The 22,251-nt window shown below is 52.6% G+C and carries 14 protein-coding genes and 1 pseudogene; 6 read left to right on the forward strand and 9 right to left on the reverse strand.

The features are described 5' to 3' along the window. Nucleotides 1-18 precede the first annotated feature (18 nt). A protein-coding gene (locus BLP79_RS02310) for an IS3 family transposase (protein ID WP_090215527.1) occupies nucleotides 19-1,148 on the reverse strand; the annotation gives its coding sequence in 2 pieces (ribosomal slippage) (nucleotides 19-905 and nucleotides 905-1,148; 1,131 coding nt in all). Between the two features lie 132 nt (nucleotides 1,149-1,280). Between BLP79_RS02310 and BLP79_RS02315 the strand changes: the two genes are divergently transcribed. Continuing rightward, nucleotides 1,281-1,817: an exonuclease domain-containing protein gene (locus tag BLP79_RS02315; RefSeq protein WP_232716326.1), complete on the forward strand. Its 537-nt coding sequence runs from the start codon at nucleotides 1,281-1,283 to the stop codon at nucleotides 1,815-1,817. A gap of 1,155 nt (nucleotides 1,818-2,972) precedes the next feature. Here BLP79_RS02315 and BLP79_RS02325 read toward each other — a convergent pair. The 4 genes from BLP79_RS02325 to BLP79_RS02340 all read right to left on the reverse strand — a co-directional run bounded on the left by BLP79_RS02325 (nucleotide 2,973) and on the right by BLP79_RS02340 (nucleotide 7,643). Next, entirely contained in the window at nucleotides 2,973-3,533 is a 561-nt protein-coding gene (locus BLP79_RS02325) for a carboxymuconolactone decarboxylase family protein (RefSeq protein ID WP_090215535.1), read from the reverse strand. Between the two features lie 17 nt (nucleotides 3,534-3,550). Next, complete coding sequence (locus tag BLP79_RS02330) at nucleotides 3,551-3,982, reverse strand: universal stress protein (RefSeq protein WP_090215539.1); 432 nt, start codon at nucleotides 3,980-3,982, stop codon at nucleotides 3,551-3,553. Further along, nucleotides 3,979-6,582: a TRAP transporter permease gene (locus BLP79_RS02335; protein WP_090215541.1), complete on the reverse strand. Its 2,604-nt coding sequence runs from the start codon at nucleotides 6,580-6,582 to the stop codon at nucleotides 3,979-3,981. The genes BLP79_RS02330 and BLP79_RS02335 overlap by 4 nt, the downstream gene beginning before the upstream one ends. 89 nt (nucleotides 6,583-6,671) lie before the next feature. Next, nucleotides 6,672-7,643, reverse strand: a complete 972-nt coding sequence (locus tag BLP79_RS02340) for a TAXI family TRAP transporter solute-binding subunit (RefSeq protein WP_090215544.1) — start codon at nucleotides 7,641-7,643, stop codon at nucleotides 6,672-6,674. A 223-nt stretch (nucleotides 7,644-7,866) separates the two neighbouring features. On the opposite strand from BLP79_RS02340, the gene BLP79_RS02345 reads away from it, so the two are divergent. From BLP79_RS02345 to BLP79_RS19905, 4 genes and pseudogenes are all read left to right on the forward strand, one after another. After that, nucleotides 7,867-9,201 carry an aspartate aminotransferase family protein gene (locus BLP79_RS02345; protein ID WP_090215547.1) on the forward strand — a complete coding sequence of 445 codons (1,335 nt, stop codon included), beginning with the start codon at nucleotides 7,867-7,869 and terminating at the stop codon, nucleotides 9,199-9,201. 9 nt (nucleotides 9,202-9,210) lie between these two features. Beyond that, nucleotides 9,211-11,184 carry an ATP-binding protein gene (locus tag BLP79_RS02350; protein WP_090215549.1) on the forward strand — a complete coding sequence of 658 codons (1,974 nt, stop codon included), beginning with the start codon at nucleotides 9,211-9,213 and terminating at the stop codon, nucleotides 11,182-11,184. A gap of 34 nt (nucleotides 11,185-11,218) precedes the next feature. Next, nucleotides 11,219-11,833, forward strand: a complete 615-nt coding sequence (locus BLP79_RS02355; RefSeq protein WP_090215552.1) for a response regulator transcription factor — start codon at nucleotides 11,219-11,221, stop codon at nucleotides 11,831-11,833. 356 nt (nucleotides 11,834-12,189) lie between these two features. Next, nucleotides 12,190-12,423: pseudogene (locus tag BLP79_RS19905) on the forward strand (IS3 family transposase); the annotation flags it as partial. Between the two features lie 79 nt (nucleotides 12,424-12,502). Here BLP79_RS19905 and BLP79_RS02360 read toward each other — a convergent pair. The 4 genes from BLP79_RS02360 to BLP79_RS02375 all read right to left on the reverse strand — a co-directional run bounded on the left by BLP79_RS02360 (nucleotide 12,503) and on the right by BLP79_RS02375 (nucleotide 19,773). Next, on the reverse strand, nucleotides 12,503-15,886 hold the full coding sequence (locus BLP79_RS02360; RefSeq protein WP_090215555.1) for an error-prone DNA polymerase: 3,384 nt from the start codon (nucleotides 15,884-15,886) through the stop codon (nucleotides 12,503-12,505). After that, nucleotides 15,883-17,361 carry a Y-family DNA polymerase gene (locus BLP79_RS02365; protein WP_090215557.1) on the reverse strand — a complete coding sequence of 493 codons (1,479 nt, stop codon included), beginning with the start codon at nucleotides 17,359-17,361 and terminating at the stop codon, nucleotides 15,883-15,885. Before BLP79_RS02365 ends, BLP79_RS02360 begins: the two co-directional genes overlap by 4 nt. Then, entirely contained in the window at nucleotides 17,303-17,857 is a 555-nt protein-coding gene (locus tag BLP79_RS02370) for an ImuA family protein (RefSeq protein WP_090215560.1), read from the reverse strand. Before BLP79_RS02370 ends, BLP79_RS02365 begins: the two co-directional genes overlap by 59 nt. A 908-nt stretch (nucleotides 17,858-18,765) precedes the next feature. Then, the gene (locus BLP79_RS02375; protein ID WP_090215564.1) at nucleotides 18,766-19,773 is read right to left on the reverse strand and encodes a LacI family DNA-binding transcriptional regulator; all 1,008 of its coding nucleotides are present in this window, start codon (nucleotides 19,771-19,773) and stop codon (nucleotides 18,766-18,768) included. 255 nt (nucleotides 19,774-20,028) lie between these two features. On the opposite strand from BLP79_RS02375, the gene BLP79_RS02380 reads away from it, so the two are divergent. Beyond that, entirely contained in the window at nucleotides 20,029-22,221 is a 2,193-nt protein-coding gene (locus tag BLP79_RS02380; RefSeq protein WP_244516065.1) for a DUF1989 domain-containing protein, read from the forward strand. Nucleotides 22,222-22,251 lie beyond the last annotated feature (30 nt).

The raw sequence follows: 22,251 nt of genomic DNA on the forward strand, positions 1-22,251 counted from the left end.
GCCGCCCCAAGTGCTCGTTTAGGCCACTTTCCGTTCGAATGCGACCGGGCTTTTCCATCCCAATGCTGAGTGTCGTCGGCGCGGATTGTAGAAGCCATTGATGTATTCGAAGATGGCCAACTCAGCGGCTCTTCGGGTTGGCCAGGACCGCCGCCATATCAGCTCTGCCTTGATGGTCTTGAAGTAGGTTTCGACAGCCGCATTGTCATAACAATTTCCCTTGCCGCGCATCGATACCTTGAAGCCATGCTGGCGCAGCAGTTTCTGGTAATCGTGTGAGCAATACTGACTGCCCCTGTCCGTATGATGTATGCAGCCCTTTGGTGGTTGTCGCAGAGCAACGGCCATCTTCAGGGCCCGTATTGCCAGATCACGCTTCATGCGGTTGCTCACAGCCCAACCGATCACGCGGCGTGAATGCAGATCGAGGATGACAGCAAGGTAGAGCCAGCCCTCGCGGGTCCAAACGTAACTGATGTCACCTGCCCATTTCTGATTGGATCGATCCGCATGGAAGTCACGGCTCAGGAGGTTCGGTGCGATGTTGAGGGCGTGGTTGCTGTCAGTCGTTGCTTTGTATTTCCTTGACCGTTCGGCCCATATGCCGTTCTCACGCATCAGTCTGCCAACCCGGCGGTGGCCAACGTTCAGACCCAACTCCTTCAGCTCTTCAGTCATTCTGGGGCGACCATAGCTGCCCAAGCTGAGCCGGGGTTGTTCCTTGATGTGGGCCAGAACAACCACGTCGGTCCGCTGCCTTCGGCTGGCCGGACGGCTCCGATAGGCGCGCAGGCCGCGAGCGCTGACGTCCAGCACGCTGCACATGCGATCCGTAGAAAAGGCATCGCGGTGTTCTTCGATGAACCTAAACCTCATGGCTTTTGCCCCGCGAAGAACTGCGTTGCCTTTTTTAAGATCTCCCTCTCCTCCTTGAGAATGCGGTTCTCTCGCCGAAGCCGTTCGTTCTCGCGCGCAAGGTCAAGGTCCTCTTTGGAAACCACATCCGTATCACGATGCGCGGTCACCCACTTGTTCAGCGTCGAAATCCCAATTCCCAAATCCGACGCCACCTGCTTGCGTGTCAGACCGCTGGTCAGCGCGATCCGCACCGCGTCAGCCCGGAATTCATCCGTGCGTTTCGTTCCCATAGTTCGTCTCCTTTGTTGCATTAAATGCTATCAAAGGAGCGGCATCAAACCGCGACAGGTCCAGCATCTTTGTCTTTACCAACCTGTTTCAATCAGGCCGAACCATTAAGCGACAATCTTAGGTTCATAGCTGTGGACGTCGAGACTGCCGGGTACGATATCGCGAGCATCTGTCAAATTGGCCTCGCTTTTGTTGGGTTTGACAGCTCAATTGTAACTTATAGTGCATACATTGATCCCTGTACGCCATTCGCTGCAGGCAACACCCGATTGCATGGCATTCATGCTGCAACTGTCAAAAACGCCCCCAAATTTGCAGAAGTACTGCCAGATCTGCGTCCGGTTCTTGAAGCATATCCGCTTATTCAACATAGCCGTTACGATGAGAAAGCCTTTGATGCAGCGTGCCGACTTGCAGGACTTCAGGTGTTGAAGCCGGTATGGTCAGACAGCGTTGCCATCGCTCGCCAAGCCTGGCCGGAGTTGCGAGGCAATGGTGGGTATGGTCTGGCCAATCTCAAAAAGGTGTTAGGGCTCCAATTCAAACACCATGATGCCGGAGAAGATGCACGTGCTGCTGCCGAAGTTACTTTGAAAGCGGAAGCTTCTATGGGGCGGAAAATCAGGATGCTCAATACCTCACAGCAGTTGGTCTTTGATTTTCAGTGATGCGAGAGGGCGACTTCGTGGGCCGTAAGGCATTAAAACATCCATCAGCGCAAGCTGAGGGCTCAAATTTCACGAGAAATAGTACTTAGATTTAATGTACATGCTACGTGTATTTTATGGACGCCAAAGAGTAACATTCAAAGATGGGTCTTGATTAAGGCTATGATTTGTAATCTAAAAATGTTGGCCAAATGAGAAAGCTGTGGGTCATTTTACAGGAGCGACACACAAGGTGACACTTATTAACCTCGAGTTGTCACTTCTCGGCGTCAAACCTGCAATTTTAATAACAGCCCGATGGACGCACCTTCATTTCATAGTGAAAAGGGATGAAATCGGTTGTTTTTTGCGGACGCGAAACCTGGCTGAGAAACTTGATAAGCAGCCATGCGTAGAAGGGGAGCTCTACTCCACTTACTGATTTGGAAATTGAAAATCCTCGTGTCAGCGGTTCGATTTCGCCCCCAAAGGATGTTTATAAAATTAAAACAATATGATAGATGGCTTTCACTCGGCGACTTTCTACCCGTTACGGGTGCGGAATCTGTGAGCTTGAAAGGAATAGCCGCTGTCTTGTTGGGGTTCTGTGCTGCGATCATGATCATTTGGGACACAGTGGAATTGACTGCCAATCGGGTTTCCTCGCTTTGGCTGATGGCTACCTTCGCAATTCCCGCTCTCTATGCCGTCAATACGGTGTTTCCTGCACTCAACATTGCTTTAGGGTTTCCGCCGTCACCTTTCCCTCGGTAGCTTGTTTTTAGTTCGGCCTTTACTGGTCCAGTAGCTGTGTCAGGGAGCGCAAAAATCGGAACGAAAGGCTCCTCCGGAGCCAGGCGAACAAACAGGTCTTTCCAGATTGAGTTTAGGGAATCGTTAAAGACCTATTGTACGATCTCAGTCCTTACCGAGATAGCATTATCAGAAAGGTGAACCGCTCCGGTTTTACGGGAGACTGTTGAGTTTGTCTTTCAAGCTGCGATTTTGTCTGATTTCCAGGTTTGTTCGTATCGTTCCTCTGTTTCGATTGGCGTGATGTAGCTGAGCGGCTGCAGTAGGCGCCCTTTGTTGAATCAGTCTACCCATCCATTCGACCTGATCTTTGGATTTCCACGGTCCCAGCCGATGGATGACTTCGGTTTGGGTGATAAAGCGCTATTTGCTGTCTAGTCTAGCTAGTGGGTTTTTGCTCAATTCATCCGAAATGTCGTCGTCCAAGGGAACCTCAAATGTGTTTAGCGTAAATCCAAGCGTCACATAAAAGCCGACCGTGGCAATCAAGTCTAAGATACCTCGCTTACCAATCAACAGTCTCAATTCCGTGAGGGTTGGTTCAGTCAAGCTGTTGTTTGAAAACAGCTCATCCACCGCTTTCGACAATATCGCATCATCCCCTTTGATGCCGTCCAAGGGTCCACCGAGGCGAGCAATGCGAGTGTCATCCAATCCAGATTTACGCGCGCGGACGATGTGTTGATGCCATTCGTAGCATGATCCAAGTCGCACTCCCGTGCGTAGGATCACGACCTCACTTCGTTCAGCCCCAAGCGAGGTCTGATTGACCACATGCTCGCGTAATTCCGACCATGCTTTTAGCAAAGCGGGGTGGTGCGCCATGGTGCGGTAGACATTTAGACCACCGGCAAATCCAGACAACATATCGGCAATTTCAAGTGGCCAATCTTGGTCACTTATCGGTGCAAAATCTTTTTTCATCGTTCCAATTCGCTTGCTTAGCGCACAACATGCACTGAACAGCTAGAATGCCTTACGACACGTGCCGCGTTCGGTCCAAGCAGATAGTCTGCGAAATCTGGTTTATGGGCACCAATCACGATCAATCCACAATTGGTTTCCTCTGCAACCCGTAGAATCTCTTCATAGGCCGTGCCAGTGGCCACAACGTGGCGCACCTTTGCATCCGCAGCGGCACCAAGGCTTGCTACGATCTGGTCCCTCAATGCGGATTTTGCCTTTGCAAAAGCATTGTCATGGTGGGTTTGTTCAAAGAACCCTGCCACCAGACTTTTGCCGTAATCAGGGATGATGGTGACCACATCAAGCTGGGCGCCATCCAGATCGGCGAGACGCTTGGCTTCTTTCAAGACGGCATCATCTTTGCCTTGGTTGGAGATATCGATGGCACATAGGACAGAACGGCTCATGCTGGAGCTCCTTTTTGTGATGCGCGCGCTTTCTGGAGGAAGAAGATCAGACCCAGAAGCAGCAAACCTGGAATGAACAGAAGCTCTTTTGGCATCTGATCAGTCGGCGCTTTAACCTCTTTCACGGTGACATAGTCGTCAGCGTAGAAATCGTAGCCTTGCAGCGTGGTCGCAAAGGGCGTGCCAAAGAGCGGTTCTTCAACCAGCAACTTGCCATCTTCTACCATTGTTAGAAGACCCAACGCGTCCATGCGCGCACCCGCAGGCGTGTCATCAATTGCAAGCACAAGCGTCGTATCTTTCAGTTCACCCGTGTCAAAGTCTGGTCCGTTGAGCACGATCCTGAGTTCAGACCCGGCCGTTGCCGCATCTACAGCTTCAACTAATGCGGTAGGCTGAACGGCTTGGAATGGTGGTTGGATGCGATCTAGGAAGAAATCTGGGCGGAATAACGAGAAGGCAATGAGTATCAATGCTACACTCTCATAGATACGGCTCTTGGTGATGAAGTAACCCATGGTGCCAGCCGTGAAGACGAGAATGGCGATACTTGACATCACAAAGACCAAAGTGCCTTGCAGCCAGGTCACATCAATTAACAGCAGATCCGTATTGAAGATGAAGACAAATGGCAAAGCAACAGTACGAAGGCTATAAAAGAAGGCCGTGAAGCCAGTTTTGATCGCATCGCCACCTGAAACCGCCGCGGCGGCGAAGCTTGCGAGGCCAACCGGAGGCGTCACGTCAGCCATAATGCCGAAGTAGAACACAAATAGGTGCACGGCGATCAGCGGCACAATCAGCCCTGACTGCGCGCCAAGTTCGACGACAACCCCAGCCATCAGGGAGGACACCACGATGTAGTTCGCTGTTGTTGGCAGTCCCATTCCCAGAACGAGGGAGAGCAGGCCCACCATGACCAGCATCAGGATGAGGTTGCCGCCAGAGAGGAACTCAACAAGATCGGCCATGACCTGTCCGACACCTGTCAGTGTGACGGTGCCAACAATGACGCCAGCTGTTGCCGTCGCCAGACCGATGCCGATCATATTACGCGCGCCGTCGACAAGACCTTGCAGCAGGTCGACAATGCCGTCTTTGAACCGTTCAATCGTGTCGCTTTCGCCTCGGAAGATGGCCTTCAAAGGACGCTGTGTCAGAAGAATAACAAACAGCAACGATGTCGCCCAGAAGGCCGACAGGCCCGGCGATTTCTGCTCGATCATCAGAAAGTAGACCAGCACGATGATTGGCAGCAGATAATAAAGCCCGGATTTATAAATCTCACCTACGACCGGCAATTTCACCTCTTTGGCGTGAGGATCATCTGGTTCTAGGTCCGGAACCTGAGCCGCCAGATACAGCAGGGCCGTATAGGTCAGGAACACTAAGGCTGAGAGGATCAGGCCAGATGCTGGCAGAACAGAGGTGATCGCTTTGATCGGGAATTGAACGCCATAGCAAAGCGCTGCAAAACCCACAAAGAAGGCCGCCATGCCGCCAATAGTTTTACCCATGGACACAACCCGGTCGCCCAGAACTGGCATGTTACGTTTCACCGCTTCCAGATGCACGATGTAAACCAGCGCGATGTAGGAAATCGAAGCTGGCAGGAAGGCGTGGGTAATGACTTCGACGTAAGAAATCCCGACGTATTCCACCATCAGGAAAGCTGCAGCTCCCATAACAGGCGGCATAATTTGACCATTCACAGACGAGGCCACTTCGACCGCGCCGCCTTGCTCAGATGTAAAGCCGACCCGTTTCATCAGCGGAATGGTGAAAGTGCCGGTGGTCACAACGTTTGCTATGGACGAGCCAGAAATCAGACCGGTGGCAGCAGAGCCAACAACAGCAGCTTTCGCCGGCCCGCCTTTCAGATGTCCCAAAGCACCGAATGCCATCTTAATGAAATAGTTCCCCGCTCCGGCTTTGTCTAAGAGCGCCCCAAATAACACGAACAAGAACACAAATTTGGTGGAAACACCCAACGCGATGCCAAAGACCCCTTCGGAAGTAATCCACATGTGGCTCATCGCTTTTTTCAGTGATGCGCCACCCCAACGGATCACGTCAGGAACAACTGTGGATGACCCAAAGAAGACATATAGCAGAAAAATCGTCGCGATGATCGCCATCGCAGGGCCAAGTGCACGGCGCGCGGCTTCAAACAACAGAACGAGGCCAGCCAAGGCGAACCATTTGTCCATATTGTCGGCCAAGCCGCCGGAATTCACGATCTTTTGGTAGAAAAAATATCCATACAAAGCGATGAAAGCGCCTACACCCGCCATGATCCAATCTTGGATTGGAATATAGTTCCGTGGGCTCGACTTCAGCGCTGGGTAGGCCATAAAGGCTAGGAAAATCGCAAAGGCCAGATGGATCTGGCGCGAGTTGTTAATAACCGATCCAGGGAGAATGTAGTTCGCCAGAGGAGACGCCAGAACAACCTGAAACACAGACCAGACAATTGCAACAATCGCCAGGAAGGTGCCGACATGGCCAACCGGATTGCGGGCACCAGCGTCGGAAGACGATACTAGATCCTGTAGCTCCTCCTCGCTAAGGGAGCGGCCTTCGGTCTTTGGTTCAGTCATTTGAATTCCCCCTGAATATCCCAATTTTTTTGGTGTATTGGTAAAAAGAGGCACCAATGATGCCTCTCCTTTTGGTTTGGTTAACTGGGTTATTCAATCCAGCCTTGCTCACGGTAATATTTCGCGGCACCAGGATGCAGCGGAGCAGACAGACCCGCAGTGGCCATTTCTTCTGGCTTCAGGTGTGCAAATGCTGGGTGGAGTTTTTTAAAGTCATCAAAGTTTTCGAAGACCGCGGAGACCACAGTGTAAACTGCGTTTTCAGAAACTGAGTCGGAGGTCACGAAGGTCGCACCAACACCGAATGTGGATGTGTCACCATCGTTACCGCGATACATACCACCTGGGATGGTTGCGGAACGGTAGAAAGAGTTGTCAGCAATCAAGCCATCCACCGCTTCACCGGACACGGTCACTAGAACAGAGTCACAAGCGGTCGTGGCTTCTTGGATGGAACCGGATGGGTGCCCAACGGTGTAAACCATCGCGTCGATCTGATTATCACACAACGCCGCAGATTGTTCTGCTGCTTTCAACTCGGTTGCCAACGCAAAATCGCCAGTTGTCCAACCAAGTGCTCCCAGCAGAACTTCCATTGTGCCTCGCTGACCGGAACCTGGATTGCCGATGTTGACTCGTTTACCTTTCAGATCTTCAAAAGAAGAGATGCCAGCGTCTGCACGTGCGACAACTGTGAAGGGCTCTGGGTGTACAGAAAAGACGGCCCGCAGACCTTCAAATGCGCCGGCATCTTCAAATTTGGATGTCCCATTGTACGCGTGGTACTGCCAGTCGGATTGTGCGACACCAAACTCCAGTTCCGCTTCGCGGATGGTGTTGATGTTGTAAACGGAACCACCTGTGGATTCCACAGAACAGCGGATGCCATGCTCTTTGCGACCTTTGTTCACCAGTCGACAGATCGCGCCACCAGTTGGGTAGTAAACTCCTGTGACACCACCCGTACCAATGGTGATGAAATCTTCGGCGAAAGCAGCAGGCACGGACACAGCAAGCGCGAGGGCAGCAGCCGCCGCTGTATTAAATTTTGTATATGACATTGATGTCTCTCCCAGTTGTCGGTTACGCGCTGCCTCCCGCTCCAAGGTAACAATGACCCCAAAAGAGATTACCCAGCATTTGACGTTCAAATGCAGGAATATCAGTACAGCGCGCTTTAAAATGGTCTCCGAGACAAAGGTTTCTGTCTATGCGCGTCACTACCTATAGAATTTGCGTGCTCAAAATGATTGCATGTGGCGGAAAAAATACGGAATCAGACACATGAGCCACGTTTTTCATAGAAATTCCAATAATTTACCTCCAATTGGCATGAAAGGCGATGGTGTTTACCTGTATGACACTGATGGTAAAGCTTATTTCGACGGATCAGGAGGCGCTGCCGTTTCCTGCCTTGGCCATGGTGATCAAGACATTATCAATGCGATCAAACGACAGCTTGATTCTATGGCGTTTGCCCACACCGGCTTCCTAGGATCGCAACCTGCAGAAGACCTGGCGGACTTGTTGGTTAAACATGCACCAGAAAGTTTGGAACACGTCTATTTCGTGTCTGGTGGTTCGGAAGCAGTGGAAGCTGCGCTGAAGCTTGCGCGGCAATATTTTGTCGAAATTGGCCAGTCACAACGCTCCAAAATCATTGCTCGCCGTCAAAGCTACCACGGTAATACGCTTGGTGCCTTGGCAGTCGGCGGCAACGAGTGGCGGCGCGCGCAGTTCGCCCCACTTCTGATTGACGTGAGTCACATTGGTCCTTGTTATGAATATCGAAATCGTCGCGCAGAAGAGACAAGCTTTGAATACGGGCAAAGGGTTGCCAATGAGTTGGAAGAGGAAATCCTGCGTCTTGGACCGGACCAGGTCATGGCTTTCATTGCTGAGCCAGTGGTTGGTGCGACCATGGGCGCTGTGCCGTCGGTGGAAGGTTATTTCAAGCGCATCCGCGAGATTTGTGACACCTATGGCGTTCTTTTGATCCTAGATGAAGTCATGTGTGGCATGGGCCGTACCGGTACGCTTTTTGCCGCAGAACAAGAAGAGATCAGCCCTGATATTTGTACCATCGCCAAGGGTTTGGGGGCTGGTTATCAGCCGATAGGTGCGACGCTATGTTCGGGGGAAATTTTTAATACGATCAAAAACGGTAGTGGTTTTTTCCAACATGGCCATACCTATATTGGTCACCCAACGGCCTGTTCAGCTGGTCTTGCAGTGGTCCAGAAACTGACCCAAGGCGGTGTCGTTGAACACGTCACCGCCAAAGGGCAACAATTGCTCGATCTGCTACAGCAAGAATTTGGCCGACATCCGAATGTCGGTGATATCCGTGGTCGTGGGCTGTTTGTCGGTATGGAGTTTGTCGCTGACCGTGGCAGAAAGGCCGTAATTGATCCATGCCATAAATTCAATTCACGCCTCAAGGCTGCTGCCTTTGACGCCGGTTTGATTTGCTACCCGATGGGCGGTACCATCGATGGCAGGCATGGGGACCACGTATTGCTCGCACCGCCATTCATCTCTGAAACACACCATCTCGAAGAAGTGGTAAGCAAGCTTGCGACCGCCGTCAGGAAAGTCACCGCAGAGCTAGGAATGTGAGCAAAGCACTTGGCATATCGATTTAGGCAAGATGGTCTAAGGTTTTCACTAGGCTTTATTCTGGCGATCTCCCTTGCTGGTTTGCAGTTTATTGCCATTCTGTTTGTGGTTACAACCTCTTACCTGTCGTCCGAACGCGCTATCCTCAATCACGCAAATGGGCTAATGGAGCGGGCCGGCGCAAATGCGGTGGGTCATACAAAACGTTTTTTGGAACCGGCCGGGGAAGTGGTGGATCAGGCAAGCCGCGTTCTGAATTCTGGACTTGTTGGCACCACCGACCGTGACACAATGGAGCGCTATTTTTTTGAACTTCTTCAAACGGAGTCGAGTGTAGCTGGCATCAACTATGGCGATGAAAAAGGTAACTTCGTCTATGTGATGAAAAGCGATGGCCCTGGGCCCTACCGCACAAAATTCATCACAATTGAAGAAGGTGTTCGCAAGACCGATTTCATTTGGCGCACCGAAGACTATGAAATTGTCGCTCGCGACAATGACCCGCTTGACCCTTATGATGCGCGCACGCGGCCCTGGTATATAAAAGCAAGTGCTCTGGACACACGCATCTGGACCAACCCTTACATTTTCTTTACATCTCAACAGCCTGGCGTCACCGTGGCATCACCGGTGGTTTTTGAACAAGAAGGTCTGCAGGGCGTTGTGGGCGTCGATATTGAGATTTCCGATATCTCTAATTTCTTGAGTGAATTGCAGGTGAGTAAGAGTGGGGCAGCGGTGATTTTGCACCAAGATGGAAGCGTGCTCGCGCATCCAGACCCCGATCAGATTAAAGTCCTGAATGACGACGGGACGCTTAGTTTCGCCAATATCAAAGATATCGATGACCCAGTATCACGCGCGGCATTTGCAAATTTCGAAGATGAGGCTGTCACCAACTTTGGTTTACCTTCGAACTTCTCATTCCGGCGAAACGATTATCTTGGCCTGTTTGAGTCTCTCGAGGGAGTAGGCCTCCCTTGGACGGTCGCTGTCTATGCGCCAGAAAATGACTTTATTGGTGAGATCAAAAGAAACCGCGCCCGTAATATATGGATTGCGGCGGGTATTTCACTTTTGACAGCGTTCGTTGGTCTGACAATTGCCGAATGGATCCTGCGCCCGGTAAGGGCCTTTGCGGTACGGACGGCGCTGGTATCACAGGGAGAAGTCTCTGCCCAAGCGCCTCTCCCTAGAACCTATCGAGAATTGAGCAAGGCAAACAAAACGCTGATCAACGAGATCGCGCAGCGACGGGATTCTGAAGAGAAAGTTCAGGAGTTGAGCCGCGACCTGGCGCATTTCTCTCGCGTCAATCTCATGGGGCAAATGGCGAGTGGATTGGCGCATGAGCTGAGCCAGCCATTGACCGCGATCACCCAGAACGTGGATGCCGCAATTTCGACGGCGAAGGAAAGCGGTGCTGCGAGTGAAGATTTGATGTTGATTTTAAAGGAGCTTGATGAACAGGCTCATCAAGGTGGCAATGTTGTGCGTGCTCTTCGTGGATTTGTACGTAAAGATCGCGGGCGAATGGCTGTTTTCAACTTCAATGAATTGCTGGATCAGGCCAAACGCTTGATGCGTCATGAGGCGGAAAGTCGTCACGTCGCGCTGATTTATGAGCCCGCGAAACATCCCATGGTGAAAGGCAACCGCACCCAGATCGCGCAGGTTCTGATCAACCTCATCCGTAATGCCATCGAAGCCATCGCAACTGCAGATAGCGAGATCCGCCAAGTGGTCGTGCATGCGGAAACCGCAAGCGACGTACTCCGTGTTCAGGTAAAGGACACAGGCCCGGGCGTACGGGAAGGCGTGAGGCTGTTCAAGCAATTCCAAACCAGTAAAGAGAGCGGCATGGGTCTTGGCCTTTCAATTAGTCGCAGTATTGTCGAAAATAACGGTGGTCGAATCTGGCATGACAAAGAAGCTAAGGACTACACAATTTTCTGTTTTACCATCCCTTTGGAAACGCAATAGATGTACCAGATGATTTCGGTGGTGGAGCCCAAGTGTGACGAACTCAACAGTGTTTTTGGTCGATGATGAAGCCGAAGTGCGGATGACGCTTTCGCGTGCCCTGCGCAAGCGCGGCTTTACAGTTGAGGCCTTTGACTCGGCAAATAGCTTTCTGAATCAATACAATCCAGACCAGCCGGGCTGCCTTGTTCTGGATTACGGGATGCCAGAGATCGACGGTCTTGAGCTCCAATCTCTGATGAATAAAGCCAAAATCTCGCTACCGATTGTTTTTATATCCGGCCATGGTGGCGTGCCGGAATCAGTACAGGCGATGAAAGCAGGTGCCGTTGATTTCCTTGAAAAACCCTTTCGGCAATACGAGTTGGTGGCCTGCATTCAGACGGCCTTTGAGCGCGATATTGAGATGCGCCAGAAGGCTTCCGAACAAAGTGATGCGCAAGCACGGTTCGAGCGCCTGACTTCTCGGGAAAAAGAAGTGGCGATCTTCATGATGAAGCACCCGTCAAACACAGCCAGTAAAGAGATCGGTCGTGCTCTTGATATCTCGCCCAGAACGGTCGATCATCACCGTGCACGTATTCTTGAAAAACTAGAGATAGGCTCAGTTATCGAACTAGTGGAACTGTCGCATAGAGTGATGCCATAAAATTCGTGAAACTGATGACTAATAGTCGTGTACTTCACGAAAGTGAACGATCACGCGTTGCAACAAGAGTCGGTTTCCTAAAGGTTTTTCGATGTGGTTCAGGGCGCAACTTTGCCATCAGATGCGGTGTGAATCAATCGGGCCGGTTTTGTCCGAGCCTGTTAAGTTTGTATTTCAAGCTACGATTTTATCTGACTTCAAGACTTATTGATATCGTTCCTCCGCTTCGATTGGCGTGATGTAGCTGGGCGGCTCAAGCAGGCGTTTTTTTGACCCAATTGAACCATTATACTGACCCACCCCTCTAAGATCAGGCCACAGAGGGATTCGTAATCTATCCAAGGAAAGGGTGGACTATGAAACGAAGATTTTCTGACGAACAGATTATTGGAATGTGCAAGGAGTACGAGGCAGGTGTTTAAATTCCGGAGCTGTACCGCAAGTACGTGATGAACGTATCGGACGCGAAGAAGTTGCCTGTTCTGGAGGATGATAAGACCCGTTTGGCATGCATGCTTGCGGATGCCATGTTGGATAACGCCGCATTGAAGGATCTTGCGGCAAAACGACTGACGCCTGATGTGAAGCGGGTCAGTCCTACTTGATTGCTAGTGTATGGCCCGCCTTTGATCCAGAGACCAAATGCTGCACACTGTATGAATGGCAATTTCAATGAAAATCACGGCTTGGGAAGAGGCGCTTTGCTTGGTCACGGGGGTGCATGGCGCGGGTGGGATAGCGTGATTGCTTGGGTGTGTCGTCGGCGCGAGGGCCCTCAGTCGTCAGAGCTTCTGGCTCTGGGTGACCCAGTTCGAAAAGTTTATGCGACATGTCCTGAATGTCCTGCGCGATCAAGTGTATGACGATGCCTTCGCGTTGCAGATAGCCTGTTACGCGCAACAATCGTCCACCCATAACAATCCGCCGAAACCGTTCATAAACGTTGCGCCAAACCACAACATTGCTGACGCCGGTTTCATCCTCAAGTGTCAGGAAAATTACGCCAGAGGCCGTGCCCGGGCGTTGCCGGGTGATGACAAGGCCGCAGACGCTGTAGCGCCCCAGCGCAATGTTCTGCAATGATGCGTGTGTGACAAGGCCAGAAAGCGTGGGGCGCAGCAGTTCCATCGGGTGGGCGCGCAGAGTCAGGCGAGTTGAAACGTAATCTTCCACCACCTCTTCGCCCAGTTGCATGATGGGTAAAGCGACCTGTGGTTCGTGGATATTTTCCCCGTCAATCGGATCATTAAACAGGGGCAACGGCTTGGGGCTTTGGATGGCTTTGACTTGCCATAATGCGTCGCGACGCGTGAGGCCCATATCCGAGAACGCATCGGCCTCGGCCAGACGTGTTAACACGTCTGGATGCAGGCCCGCACGGAGCCACAATGCTTCTGGGTCAGGATAGCCATTGCCGCGCGCAGCCACGATCCAACCGGCATCTTCCTCCTTCAGCCCTTTGATCTGGCGAAAGCCCAAGCGCAGTGCCAAAGTGCCGTCTGGACGACGCTCCAGCGTATTGTCCCAGTCTGAATGGTTCACGCAAATCGGACGGGTTTCAACTCCGTGCTCGCGCACATCACGTACGATCTGTGCCGGGGCATAAAACCCCATTGGTTGCGAATTCAGCAAGGCACAGGCAAAAATCGCTGGATGATGGCGTTTCAGCCATGCCGACACGTAAGCCAGCATAGCGAAAGCGGCGGCGTGGCTTTCGGGGAAGCCGTAATCGGCAAAACCCTCGATTTGGCCGAAACAGCGTTCGGCCACGTCCGGGGCGTAGCCATTCCGCAGCATACCGGCGATGAACTTGTCACGATACTTGCCGATGGTGCCCATGCGCCTGAATGAGGCCAGCGAACGGCGCAGATGGTCCGCTTCTTCCGCAGAAAACCCAGCACCCACCACCGCGATTTGCAAGGCTTGTTCTTGAAATAGTGGTACGCCAAGGGTGCGTCTGGTGACCTCCTCCAGCGCGGGGCCGAAGGGTTCTATTTCCTCCAGTCCATTTCGCCGCCGGATATAGGGCTGCACCATGTCGCCTTGGATCGGGCCGGGGCGGACAATGGCGACCTCGATCACCAGATCGTAAAACTCGCGGGGGCGCATCCGGGGTAGGAAGTTCATCTGCGCCCTGCTTTCCACCTGAAAGACACCAATCGCGTCCGCCTGGCAAAGCATATCATAAGTGGCCTCATCGCCCTGAGGAACCGAGGCAATGCTATGCGTGATGTTGTCATGCTCTTGCATCAGGGCAAAGGCTTTTCTGATGCAACTGAGCATCCCAAGCCCCAGTACATCCACCTTCAAAATCCCCAGGGCATCAATGTCATCCTTGTCCCAGCAGATCACGGTGCGGTCTTCCATCGCAGCATTCTCAATAGGGGCAAGCTCATCCAGCCGCCCGCGCGTGATGATAAAACCACCAACGTGCTGGGACAGGTGGCGGGGAAAGCCGATGATTTCACCAATCAAGCGAATGGTTTGCATCAGGCGGCGGTCATTCGGATCAAGGCCAAGCTCGCGGATGCGATCCAGATTAACGCCGCCATTTGTCATGCCCCAGATCTGGCTGGATAGTCCTGCCGTGACATCCTGACTGAGCCCCATGACCTTGCCGACTTCGCGGATGGCTGCGCGGGTGCGGAAGTGAATGACTGTTGCACAGAGGCCCGCGCGGTGACGGCCATATTTCTCATAAATCCACTGAATCACCTCTTCGCGGCGTTCATGCTCGAAATCCACGTCGATATCCGGCGGCTCGCCCCGGTGTTTGGACACAAAGCGTTCAAACACCATTGTGATCATATCAGGGCTGACATCGGTGATGCCCAAAAGAAAGCAAAGAATGGAATTGGCCGCAGAGCCGCGCCCCTGACATAGGATGCCCTGTGATTTCGCGAATTGCACAATGTCATGCACGGTCAGGAAGTAGGCGGGGAAGTTCAGTTCTTTGACTACGGTAAGTTCTTTTTGCATCAGATCAAGCGCCCGGGTGGGGGGGGCATCTGGATAGCGGCGCTTCAAGCCTTCTGTTGCGAGCCGCTCCAAACGATCTTGCGGAGTTTCGCCCTGGGTTTCCTCATGCGGATATTCGTAAGATAGTTCTTCCAGATCAAAGCTGCACCCATCGGCGATTTCCAATGTCCGGCGCAGTGCCGCCGGGTGATTGCGAAAGAGATGCGCCATGTCGGCCCCGGCCTTTAGACGGCGTTCGCCATTGGGCAGCGCGCGGGTGCCGATTTGATCGATGGTTATATGTTCGCGCATACAAGTCAGCACATCGGCCAACTGTCTACGATTGGCCCGGTGCATCAACACATCACCAACAGCAACCATCGGGGCCGAGGTCCTTTGTGCCGCCTGCGCGCAGGAATTCAAATAGGTCTGATCACTGCCGTCATAACAGGGCGCGGCCCCCAAAAAGACATGGTTTGGGAACTGTTGCCGCAGCTTCCGGATGTCTGGTATTGCCTCGTCTAAAGATCTTTGGGGCAGGGCGATCAGGATCATGCCTTTACAGGCAGCCATCATATCTTTGATGTAAAGAAGGCACTCGCCCTTTTTTGTCCGCCGTTTGCCAAGGGTTAGCAGGCGTGTCAGACGTTTATAGGCGGCGCGGTCGCGCGGTAGGGTGATCCAGTCAACCGGACTATCCTGCAAAACTAAGCGGCATCCGACAATGAGCTTGGGTAACGATATGGCACCTGGTTTTGCAATCGGTGTGTTGTGGCCAATTTGCTGCCGTGACGAGGAATCCGTCCGCTGCTGCGACCGGATTTCCACTATCTCCTTTGTCTCGTGCTTAAGTTCTTTCAAGGCGGACCAGGCACGCACTACTCCTGCGAGTGAATTTTGATCGGTGATGGCGATGGCCGATAGTCCGAGTTCTGCAGCGCGCACAACTAATTCTTCGGGATGCGATGCGCCGGTCAGAAAGGTGAAATTCGTGGTGACACACAACTCGGCATAGTCCTGCCCTTGCATCCGGGTGTCCAGAATATCGCGTTGGAACGCCTCAACCGGGCGGTGGGTGCGATTGACCTCAATCATGCAAACTCCCCCTGCACAAACCAGCCGGGATTTTGCGGTGTGTAAAACAGCCAGAGCCGACGTCCTTCACGCGTTTCCACCCGCCAGTAATCGCGCAGGCCGGAGCGCCAATTGTCGTCTTCCAACCACCATTCGGGGGCAATGCGTTCCGGCCCGGTGGCGCGGCCCGTGGTGAGAGACATTCGACGCCAACGAAAGCGTGTAGGCGGGCGCTTGCCTGTGCCCGCGATGGATTCGGGTGGAAACAGACAGATCGGACGGGGCTGGCTGCTGCTCCAGCCGCTGGCAGGCTCGGAATAGGCGACGGGTGCGATGATAAAACTGCGCTCGGGGATGTGACTGTCAGCTGGAAGGAATCGCTGAATATTTTCCAACCCAATTCGGGTACCAAGGCGCGAAATCAGATCATCTAGCCGGTTTTTGCCTCTGTCTGAGACATGACTGATCTGCTGCATGGGCACAGCCTCGACCTGCGTGGCCTCAAGACGGAGCATATCAATGCCAAACCCCGCATCCACCTCGGCCAGCCCACGTTCAAACAGGGGCAATATACGCTTGGGGTCCCGTAGGGGACGGGCCAAACGCAGATCAACCTGTTGCTGGTCCTGATCTACCCGGCGTAGTGTTATGCACAGGTTCCGCGCGCCTACTTCCTGTGTTTTCAATTTCGCACAAAGCTGCACAAGAAGCCGCTCGATCCCTGCCATCACGTCCGAAAGCAGGCCGATTGGTTCAGGAAGCGTCATTCGGATCGCGAAATGCGGAGGATCAACATAAGGGGAAATCTCTTCGGGTTGGGTGCCCAGGGCCTGATCCAAGCGCAGTAAAAGATCTGGGCCAAACCGGCGGGTCAGAGGGGGGCGCGCGGCTCCCGCCAAGTCGCCAATACTGCGCAATCCTAGACGTTGTAACGTGACCGATGTGCTGTCATTGAGCCGCAAAGCCGCGACCGGTAGGGGCGCTAGGGTGGCCAGAGCCTCGCCGCTGAGGGCAATCCCCTCGCCATAATGTGCCAAAGCCCAAGCCGCTCCACGTGTATCTGCAAGACCGATCCCTACCGAAATCCCGGCGTGTATCAATCGTATACGCATGTCTGCCAGCATAGCGGTCTCACCGCCAAGCAGATGCGCCGAACCGGTGACATCCATCACCAGCCCATCCTTGCCCTCAAGTCCGACCCACGGGCAGTAACGTGTCGCCCAGCGACGGAGCGTGCGTAAAAACCGCTGGTCCTGCTCAGGTTGCGCCATTTGGCTTTGCAGGTTTGGACAAAAGGCCCGCGCATCTGCATAGGACATCCCATGATGCAGGCCTTGTTGTGTGGCAGCCGCATTCAGGCAATAAAGCCGGTTGGCATTTTTCTGCTTCAGCGTCAGCGCAAAAGGCCCTTCGATTGGGCGCTGGCGTAAAACCCGGTCACTTGCGAGCCGGGGAAACCATAGTGAGACGACGCGACGCTGTATCCCATCGAACATGCCAGACACCCAATGTTCCTGATTTGTTCTTTATAAGTTCCCATCTTTGCAGAGTCGAGTCTGTTGGGTCGAACACAGGAAGACAGTGCCAACGCGTTTCCGCCGCATTGCTGCCCATGCCTTCGGGAATAATAGCGAGCCCCGTGGACTTTCCATCCCGTGCAGCCAGTTGCAAACGCCGCCCTTCTGTCAAACCCAAAGGCTTATTAAGAGATATGACAACCAGCGACACAACACCGGATCGTAAGGCTTCTTCCGCTACTGCTAGCCCTTCTGATTGATTTCTGGTGTTGCAAACGGTTAGGTCTGACGGTTGCATAAAATCCACAAATCCTGTTGGGTTGATCTGAGTGTTATCCCAGTCTTCTCGCACCCATATCGAATGCCCCCCCAATCGTGCCGCAAGTGCAAAGGCAAACACATATGCGCCCGCCCCACAAACTTCATGTGTGCGGGATCTTGCAGGTGGAAAAAATGGAACATCGACGTTTTGCATGGGGAGAATGTAGCGAGAAACACCGGTACCAAACAATACCGGACCTTGGTGGAATCGCAGCGAAAGCTCACTTCGTTGCGCAAAACGTGGGTCCGTAGAGCTCTTGATTTGGCGACTGCGGCAAATATCTGTCAATGATCCGTGAGAGGCGATGCTGTCTGTTCCCTTGGTAGCGCGCGGGATCGGGAAACCCGGCCGCGTTTAAATATTTGGATGATTTGCATTGCTCCGCTGCATCTGAGGCATAGGTCATGGGGCTGGTTCAGCCTCGAATGTTGGCTCATGCTCTGGTGTGCTTACCCCAATCGGAACGCGAACACTGGTGATGTTGGCCCTGCATTGAGCGGAAGCAAGCAGGTAGGAATGGCGAATGCGATGGCACCCATCGGGCAGAGGAGGTGGCTGTTCAAGGTCGCAACGCGGTAGATATGCCGAAAAAGAACCGTAGCGCCACGATCTGCATGTCGAAAGTCGAGGACGTCACACCATTCTCGGTCATATGCAGTTGATAGGCTCTCAATTTTTCAGGCGTGGTTGTGTTCGGCGAATGAGGCAGAAGCTTCGCAAAATCCTTGTTCGTCGGCATATGGGACGTCTGGGGTTTATCGCTTATCCCACCACAGTACGCGTATTTTCCATCATCCACGCACGCAGCGGGCTTACATTCACCTATATCACGGGAACCTCCTGTTATTAGATTAAGAAACCTCAATCGTCAGGCAGGTCTGCAAGGGCGCAAAATACGTGTCTCAAAGTTGGCGCACAACATTCGCCACAAGTATTGATGCAGCGTTGCGGCTTTGTCCAAGGGCTGGCCACGGGCACCGGAAAACTCTTTTCTTCAGGCTGATTTCCGCAGGAATTGGCAAGGGTGCCTTAGAAAAAAGCCCCAGATGCGATGTGTTGAACTAGGCGCGCTTTGTCGAACCGCGTTCAACCAAACGCGCACTCAACAAAGTGGAGCTTGGGATTTTCCCTCTTTCCACCCAATCTGCCAGAGCATTTGCGGTGATCGACCCCATTCGGGAAACTGGCAAATGCACGGTGCTAAGGGATGGGAATATGACCGCGGAACCTGGTAGGTCGTCCAACCCCATCAAGGAGATGTCATCAGGAACCTTGAGGTGCTGACTTTGCAATCCAAAAAGCGCTCCTGTTGCCAAAACGTCAGATAAGCAAAACACGGCGCTAGGTAACCTCGGGTTCTTACATATTTCGAGGGCCGCCGACGCGCCTCCAGACTGGCTCATCTCCGTTTCAAAATAGCTAAGTTCCAACCCTTCTTCTATCGCTTTGATCCCGTTCAAACGAGCGATGGTTCGATCATTGTTCTTTTGGGATGCGTAAATGATGGCTATGCGGGTGTGCCCGAGATCTCGGAGGTGATTAATCGCAATCTGAGCTGCGGACGCATTGTCATAGCCAACCGTAGGCAAATAATGGTTTGGATCATAAAACGAAGTAGCGATTGTTGGCGTGCGTCTTTGTCGTAGGAGTGCGTGAAAGTCGGGATCATGCGTTACGCCTGAAACAACCAACCCTTCTGCTCCAATATCTAATAATTCGCGTGCTTTCTGGCTCTCTTTTTCGGGGTCGGAGTCCGTTGTCGCCACGATAAGAGAAAGGCGATGAGTGCCAAGGCCTTGTTCTAAAGAATTCAAAAACCGCGCAAAGATTGCGTTGTCTAAGGTCGGGACCAAAGCGCCAACAAATCTGGATCGACCAGAATTGATCGCACGTGCAGCTGCACTCGGGACGAATTTTAACTCGTCGATCTTTTGTTGAACCTTTTTCCGGGTTTGTTCGTTTACAGAATCGGGTGAGTTCAATACGCGAGAGACAGTAGCTACAGACACCCCTGCGGCCTTTGCAACATCGCGCAAGTTGGAGCGTTTCTTTGCTTCTATTCGCTTCATAAGAGTTGGAAAAACCGCGCAGCACTTAACTAATTAACTATGAGTATTGACTGGTGTAACTAGTTACGTCAAGTTGTGTAACTAGTTACATTCAAATTTCATAAGCGATTAGGTGCTGAGATGACTGCCCTCTGTGTGCTCCGGGAATTCAGCAATGTGGGGTTCATTTCCCCAAGACGAGCTTTCCATGGTTTTTCGGATCGCACAAAGCCCAAAGCCTATGTTTTGGCTCCAAGGGTGGCGGTGAAAATTCAAATGAAACCCGGCGATTTGTTATCAGTAGATCTAATTTCTGACGATCAGACACTGATGATTTGGGCCTTTGATCAACGCGGCGAAACCGCGCTCAACAGCCTGAACTTAGCGGTCACGATGCATTTGGATACGCAGAATTTTGACTCTGAAGAGTTTTTAAGCTGGTTAAGATCTCTCGGCGGACAGGATGACTCGAACATCCGATGCCATGCGCTATCAAATCAGTCTGAACCAGTTTTTTTGAAGTCCAACGCCGACATAATTGTCTGGTTGGCGTCTCCTGTGTCACCGGTGGACTTGGTTGATGGAAAAGCGAGTAATTCGGTGCATATTTCTCATCAACCTTCTTGCTCCTCATCACCAATGTTGCCCAATCTGCTCGGAGATACACGAGACGAATTCACGGTCAAGCGTGGCTCTGCGGAGGCCTATGAGGTCAAGAAAGGCGAATACATTCAGATAATTGACGTGCAAGGGCAGCAATGCTCGGACTTCATGGCATTTCGTGCTAAAGGATTGGATCAAAATAAAGAATGGATGATCGACAGCACTGCAACCAGAACAATGGTGCGCGGTGCATATCCGAGACCGGGATTGTACGACAAATTTTTTGACCAAGACCTTCAGCCCCTTTTGAATGTGGTTCAGGACACTTGCGGCCGTCACGATACCTTTGGATTGGCATGCACAGCGCGTGGGTACGAGGAACGCGGCTTCCCAGGGCATTTGAATTGTTCTGACAACATGTCTCTTGCATTAGACCCCTTTGGGGTTCAGCGCCGGTCCGCGTGGCCCGCCATCAATTTCTTTTGGAACACTTGGATTGACCACAACCGCCAGCAGCTGATGACTGCGGAATCTTACTCGCGCCCGGGCGACTACGTGGTCATGCGCGCCATGGAAGACCTTGTTTGTGTCTCCACGGCCTGCCCAGACGATATCGATCCTATCAACGGTTGGAACCCAACCGACATACATGTGCGTATTTATCGGCCCGACACGCCCATTCGGCGTGCGGTAGCCTATCGCGAAAAGGAAGATGCCCCAATGTCTATTAGTCAGGAATCCGCATTTCACGAGCGGCTTGCCCCACTGACAGAGCACTTCGCACCAGCCCGCGATCTTTGGGCGCCGGTGAACTTTCCAGCGACTGGAGCGCTGGGCGAATATTGGGCCTGCCGCAACGCGGTCACGCTGCAGGACATGAGCGGATTGCGAAAGTATGATATCATTGGACCCGATGCAGAGGCACTGTTGCAGCATGCGTTGACACGTAACGTGGCAAAGCTCGCTGTTTGGCGCGGCACCTATACGCTAATGTGTGATGACAGTGGACACGTCATAGATGACGGAACGCTCTTCAGACTGGACGATCACCTGTTTCGCTGGTGCTGCGGATCGGAAGAGAGCGGTCGCACGTTAACAGCCCTTGCAGACGAGATGAACCTACAGGTCCGTATTAATGAAATGCGCAACAGCCTGCCAAACTTGGCCATTCAGGGGCCGCGTTCTCGTGATCTTCTGAAGAAAATCTGCTTCTTCCAGCCAAATGTTCCAAATCTTGATCACATGAATTGGTTCGGGGTGTCAGTTGCTCGGATGAACGATCGAAATGGTGCGCCTTTCATGATCTCGCGTTCAGGATACACCGGCGAATTGGGTTATGAGGTCTTTTGTGCCAAATCACACGCGGTCGAGGTCTGGGACGCAATCATGACGGCTGGACAAGAGTTCGGTATCAAACCGATGGGGTCTGAGGCGCTGGAAATCATTCGGATCGAAGCGGGGTTGGCTGCAGCCAACGCGGAATTCGCATCAGGCATAGATGCCTTTGAGGCGGGGCTTGGGTTTGCTGTTGATTTAAGAAAAGAAAGCTTCCGAGGCAAAGACGCCCTTGAGCGGAACGCGAGCAATCCACGCTGTGTGCTGAAGGGTTTACTGTTCGATTGCGACGACGTCCCGCATCACGGTGCCCCTCTTTACGTTGGCGAGAGACAGGTTGGACAGATCACATCGGCAACACGCTCTCCATCACTGGAATGCGCCATCGCAATGGCGCGTGTTTTGGTCGAACACGCGAAAAACGGTACTGTTCTTGAAGTCGGCTTGCTGGATGGGCGCATGAAACGTCTAAACGCAACCGTCACCGATATTCCATTTATAGACCCGCAGCGAAAGCGGGCACGGGCATAGACGCCCCCATCCATCAACAGAGGAAGAATT

The organism is Epibacterium ulvae, from assembly GCF_900102795.1.
In the GTDB taxonomy this organism is placed as follows: domain Bacteria; phylum Pseudomonadota; class Alphaproteobacteria; order Rhodobacterales; family Rhodobacteraceae; genus Epibacterium; species Epibacterium ulvae.

Excerpts from the sequence above, each read along its gene's own strand:
- BLP79_RS02325 (WP_090215535.1), bottom strand. The coding sequence starts at position 3,533 with ATGAAAAAAGATTTTGCACCGATAAGTGACCAAGATTGGCCACTTGAA.
- BLP79_RS02330 (WP_090215539.1), bottom strand. The coding sequence starts at position 3,982 with ATGAGCCGTTCTGTCCTATGTGCCATCGATATCTCCAACCAAGGCAAA.
- BLP79_RS02335 (WP_090215541.1), bottom strand. The coding sequence starts at position 6,582 with ATGACTGAACCAAAGACCGAAGGCCGCTCCCTTAGCGAGGAGGAGCTA.
- BLP79_RS02340 (WP_090215544.1), bottom strand. The coding sequence starts at position 7,643 with ATGTCATATACAAAATTTAATACAGCGGCGGCTGCTGCCCTCGCGCTT.
- BLP79_RS02345 (WP_090215547.1), top strand. The coding sequence starts at position 7,867 with ATGAGCCACGTTTTTCATAGAAATTCCAATAATTTACCTCCAATTGGC.
- BLP79_RS02360 (WP_090215555.1), bottom strand. The coding sequence starts at position 15,886 with ATGATTGAGGTCAATCGCACCCACCGCCCGGTTGAGGCGTTCCAACGC.
- BLP79_RS02365 (WP_090215557.1), bottom strand. The coding sequence starts at position 17,361 with ATGTTCGATGGGATACAGCGTCGCGTCGTCTCACTATGGTTTCCCCGG.
- BLP79_RS02370 (WP_090215560.1), bottom strand. The coding sequence starts at position 17,857 with ATGCAAAACGTCGATGTTCCATTTTTTCCACCTGCAAGATCCCGCACA.
- BLP79_RS02375 (WP_090215564.1), bottom strand. The coding sequence starts at position 19,773 with ATGAAGCGAATAGAAGCAAAGAAACGCTCCAACTTGCGCGATGTTGCA.
- BLP79_RS02380 (WP_244516065.1), top strand. The coding sequence starts at position 20,029 with ATGAAACCCGGCGATTTGTTATCAGTAGATCTAATTTCTGACGATCAG.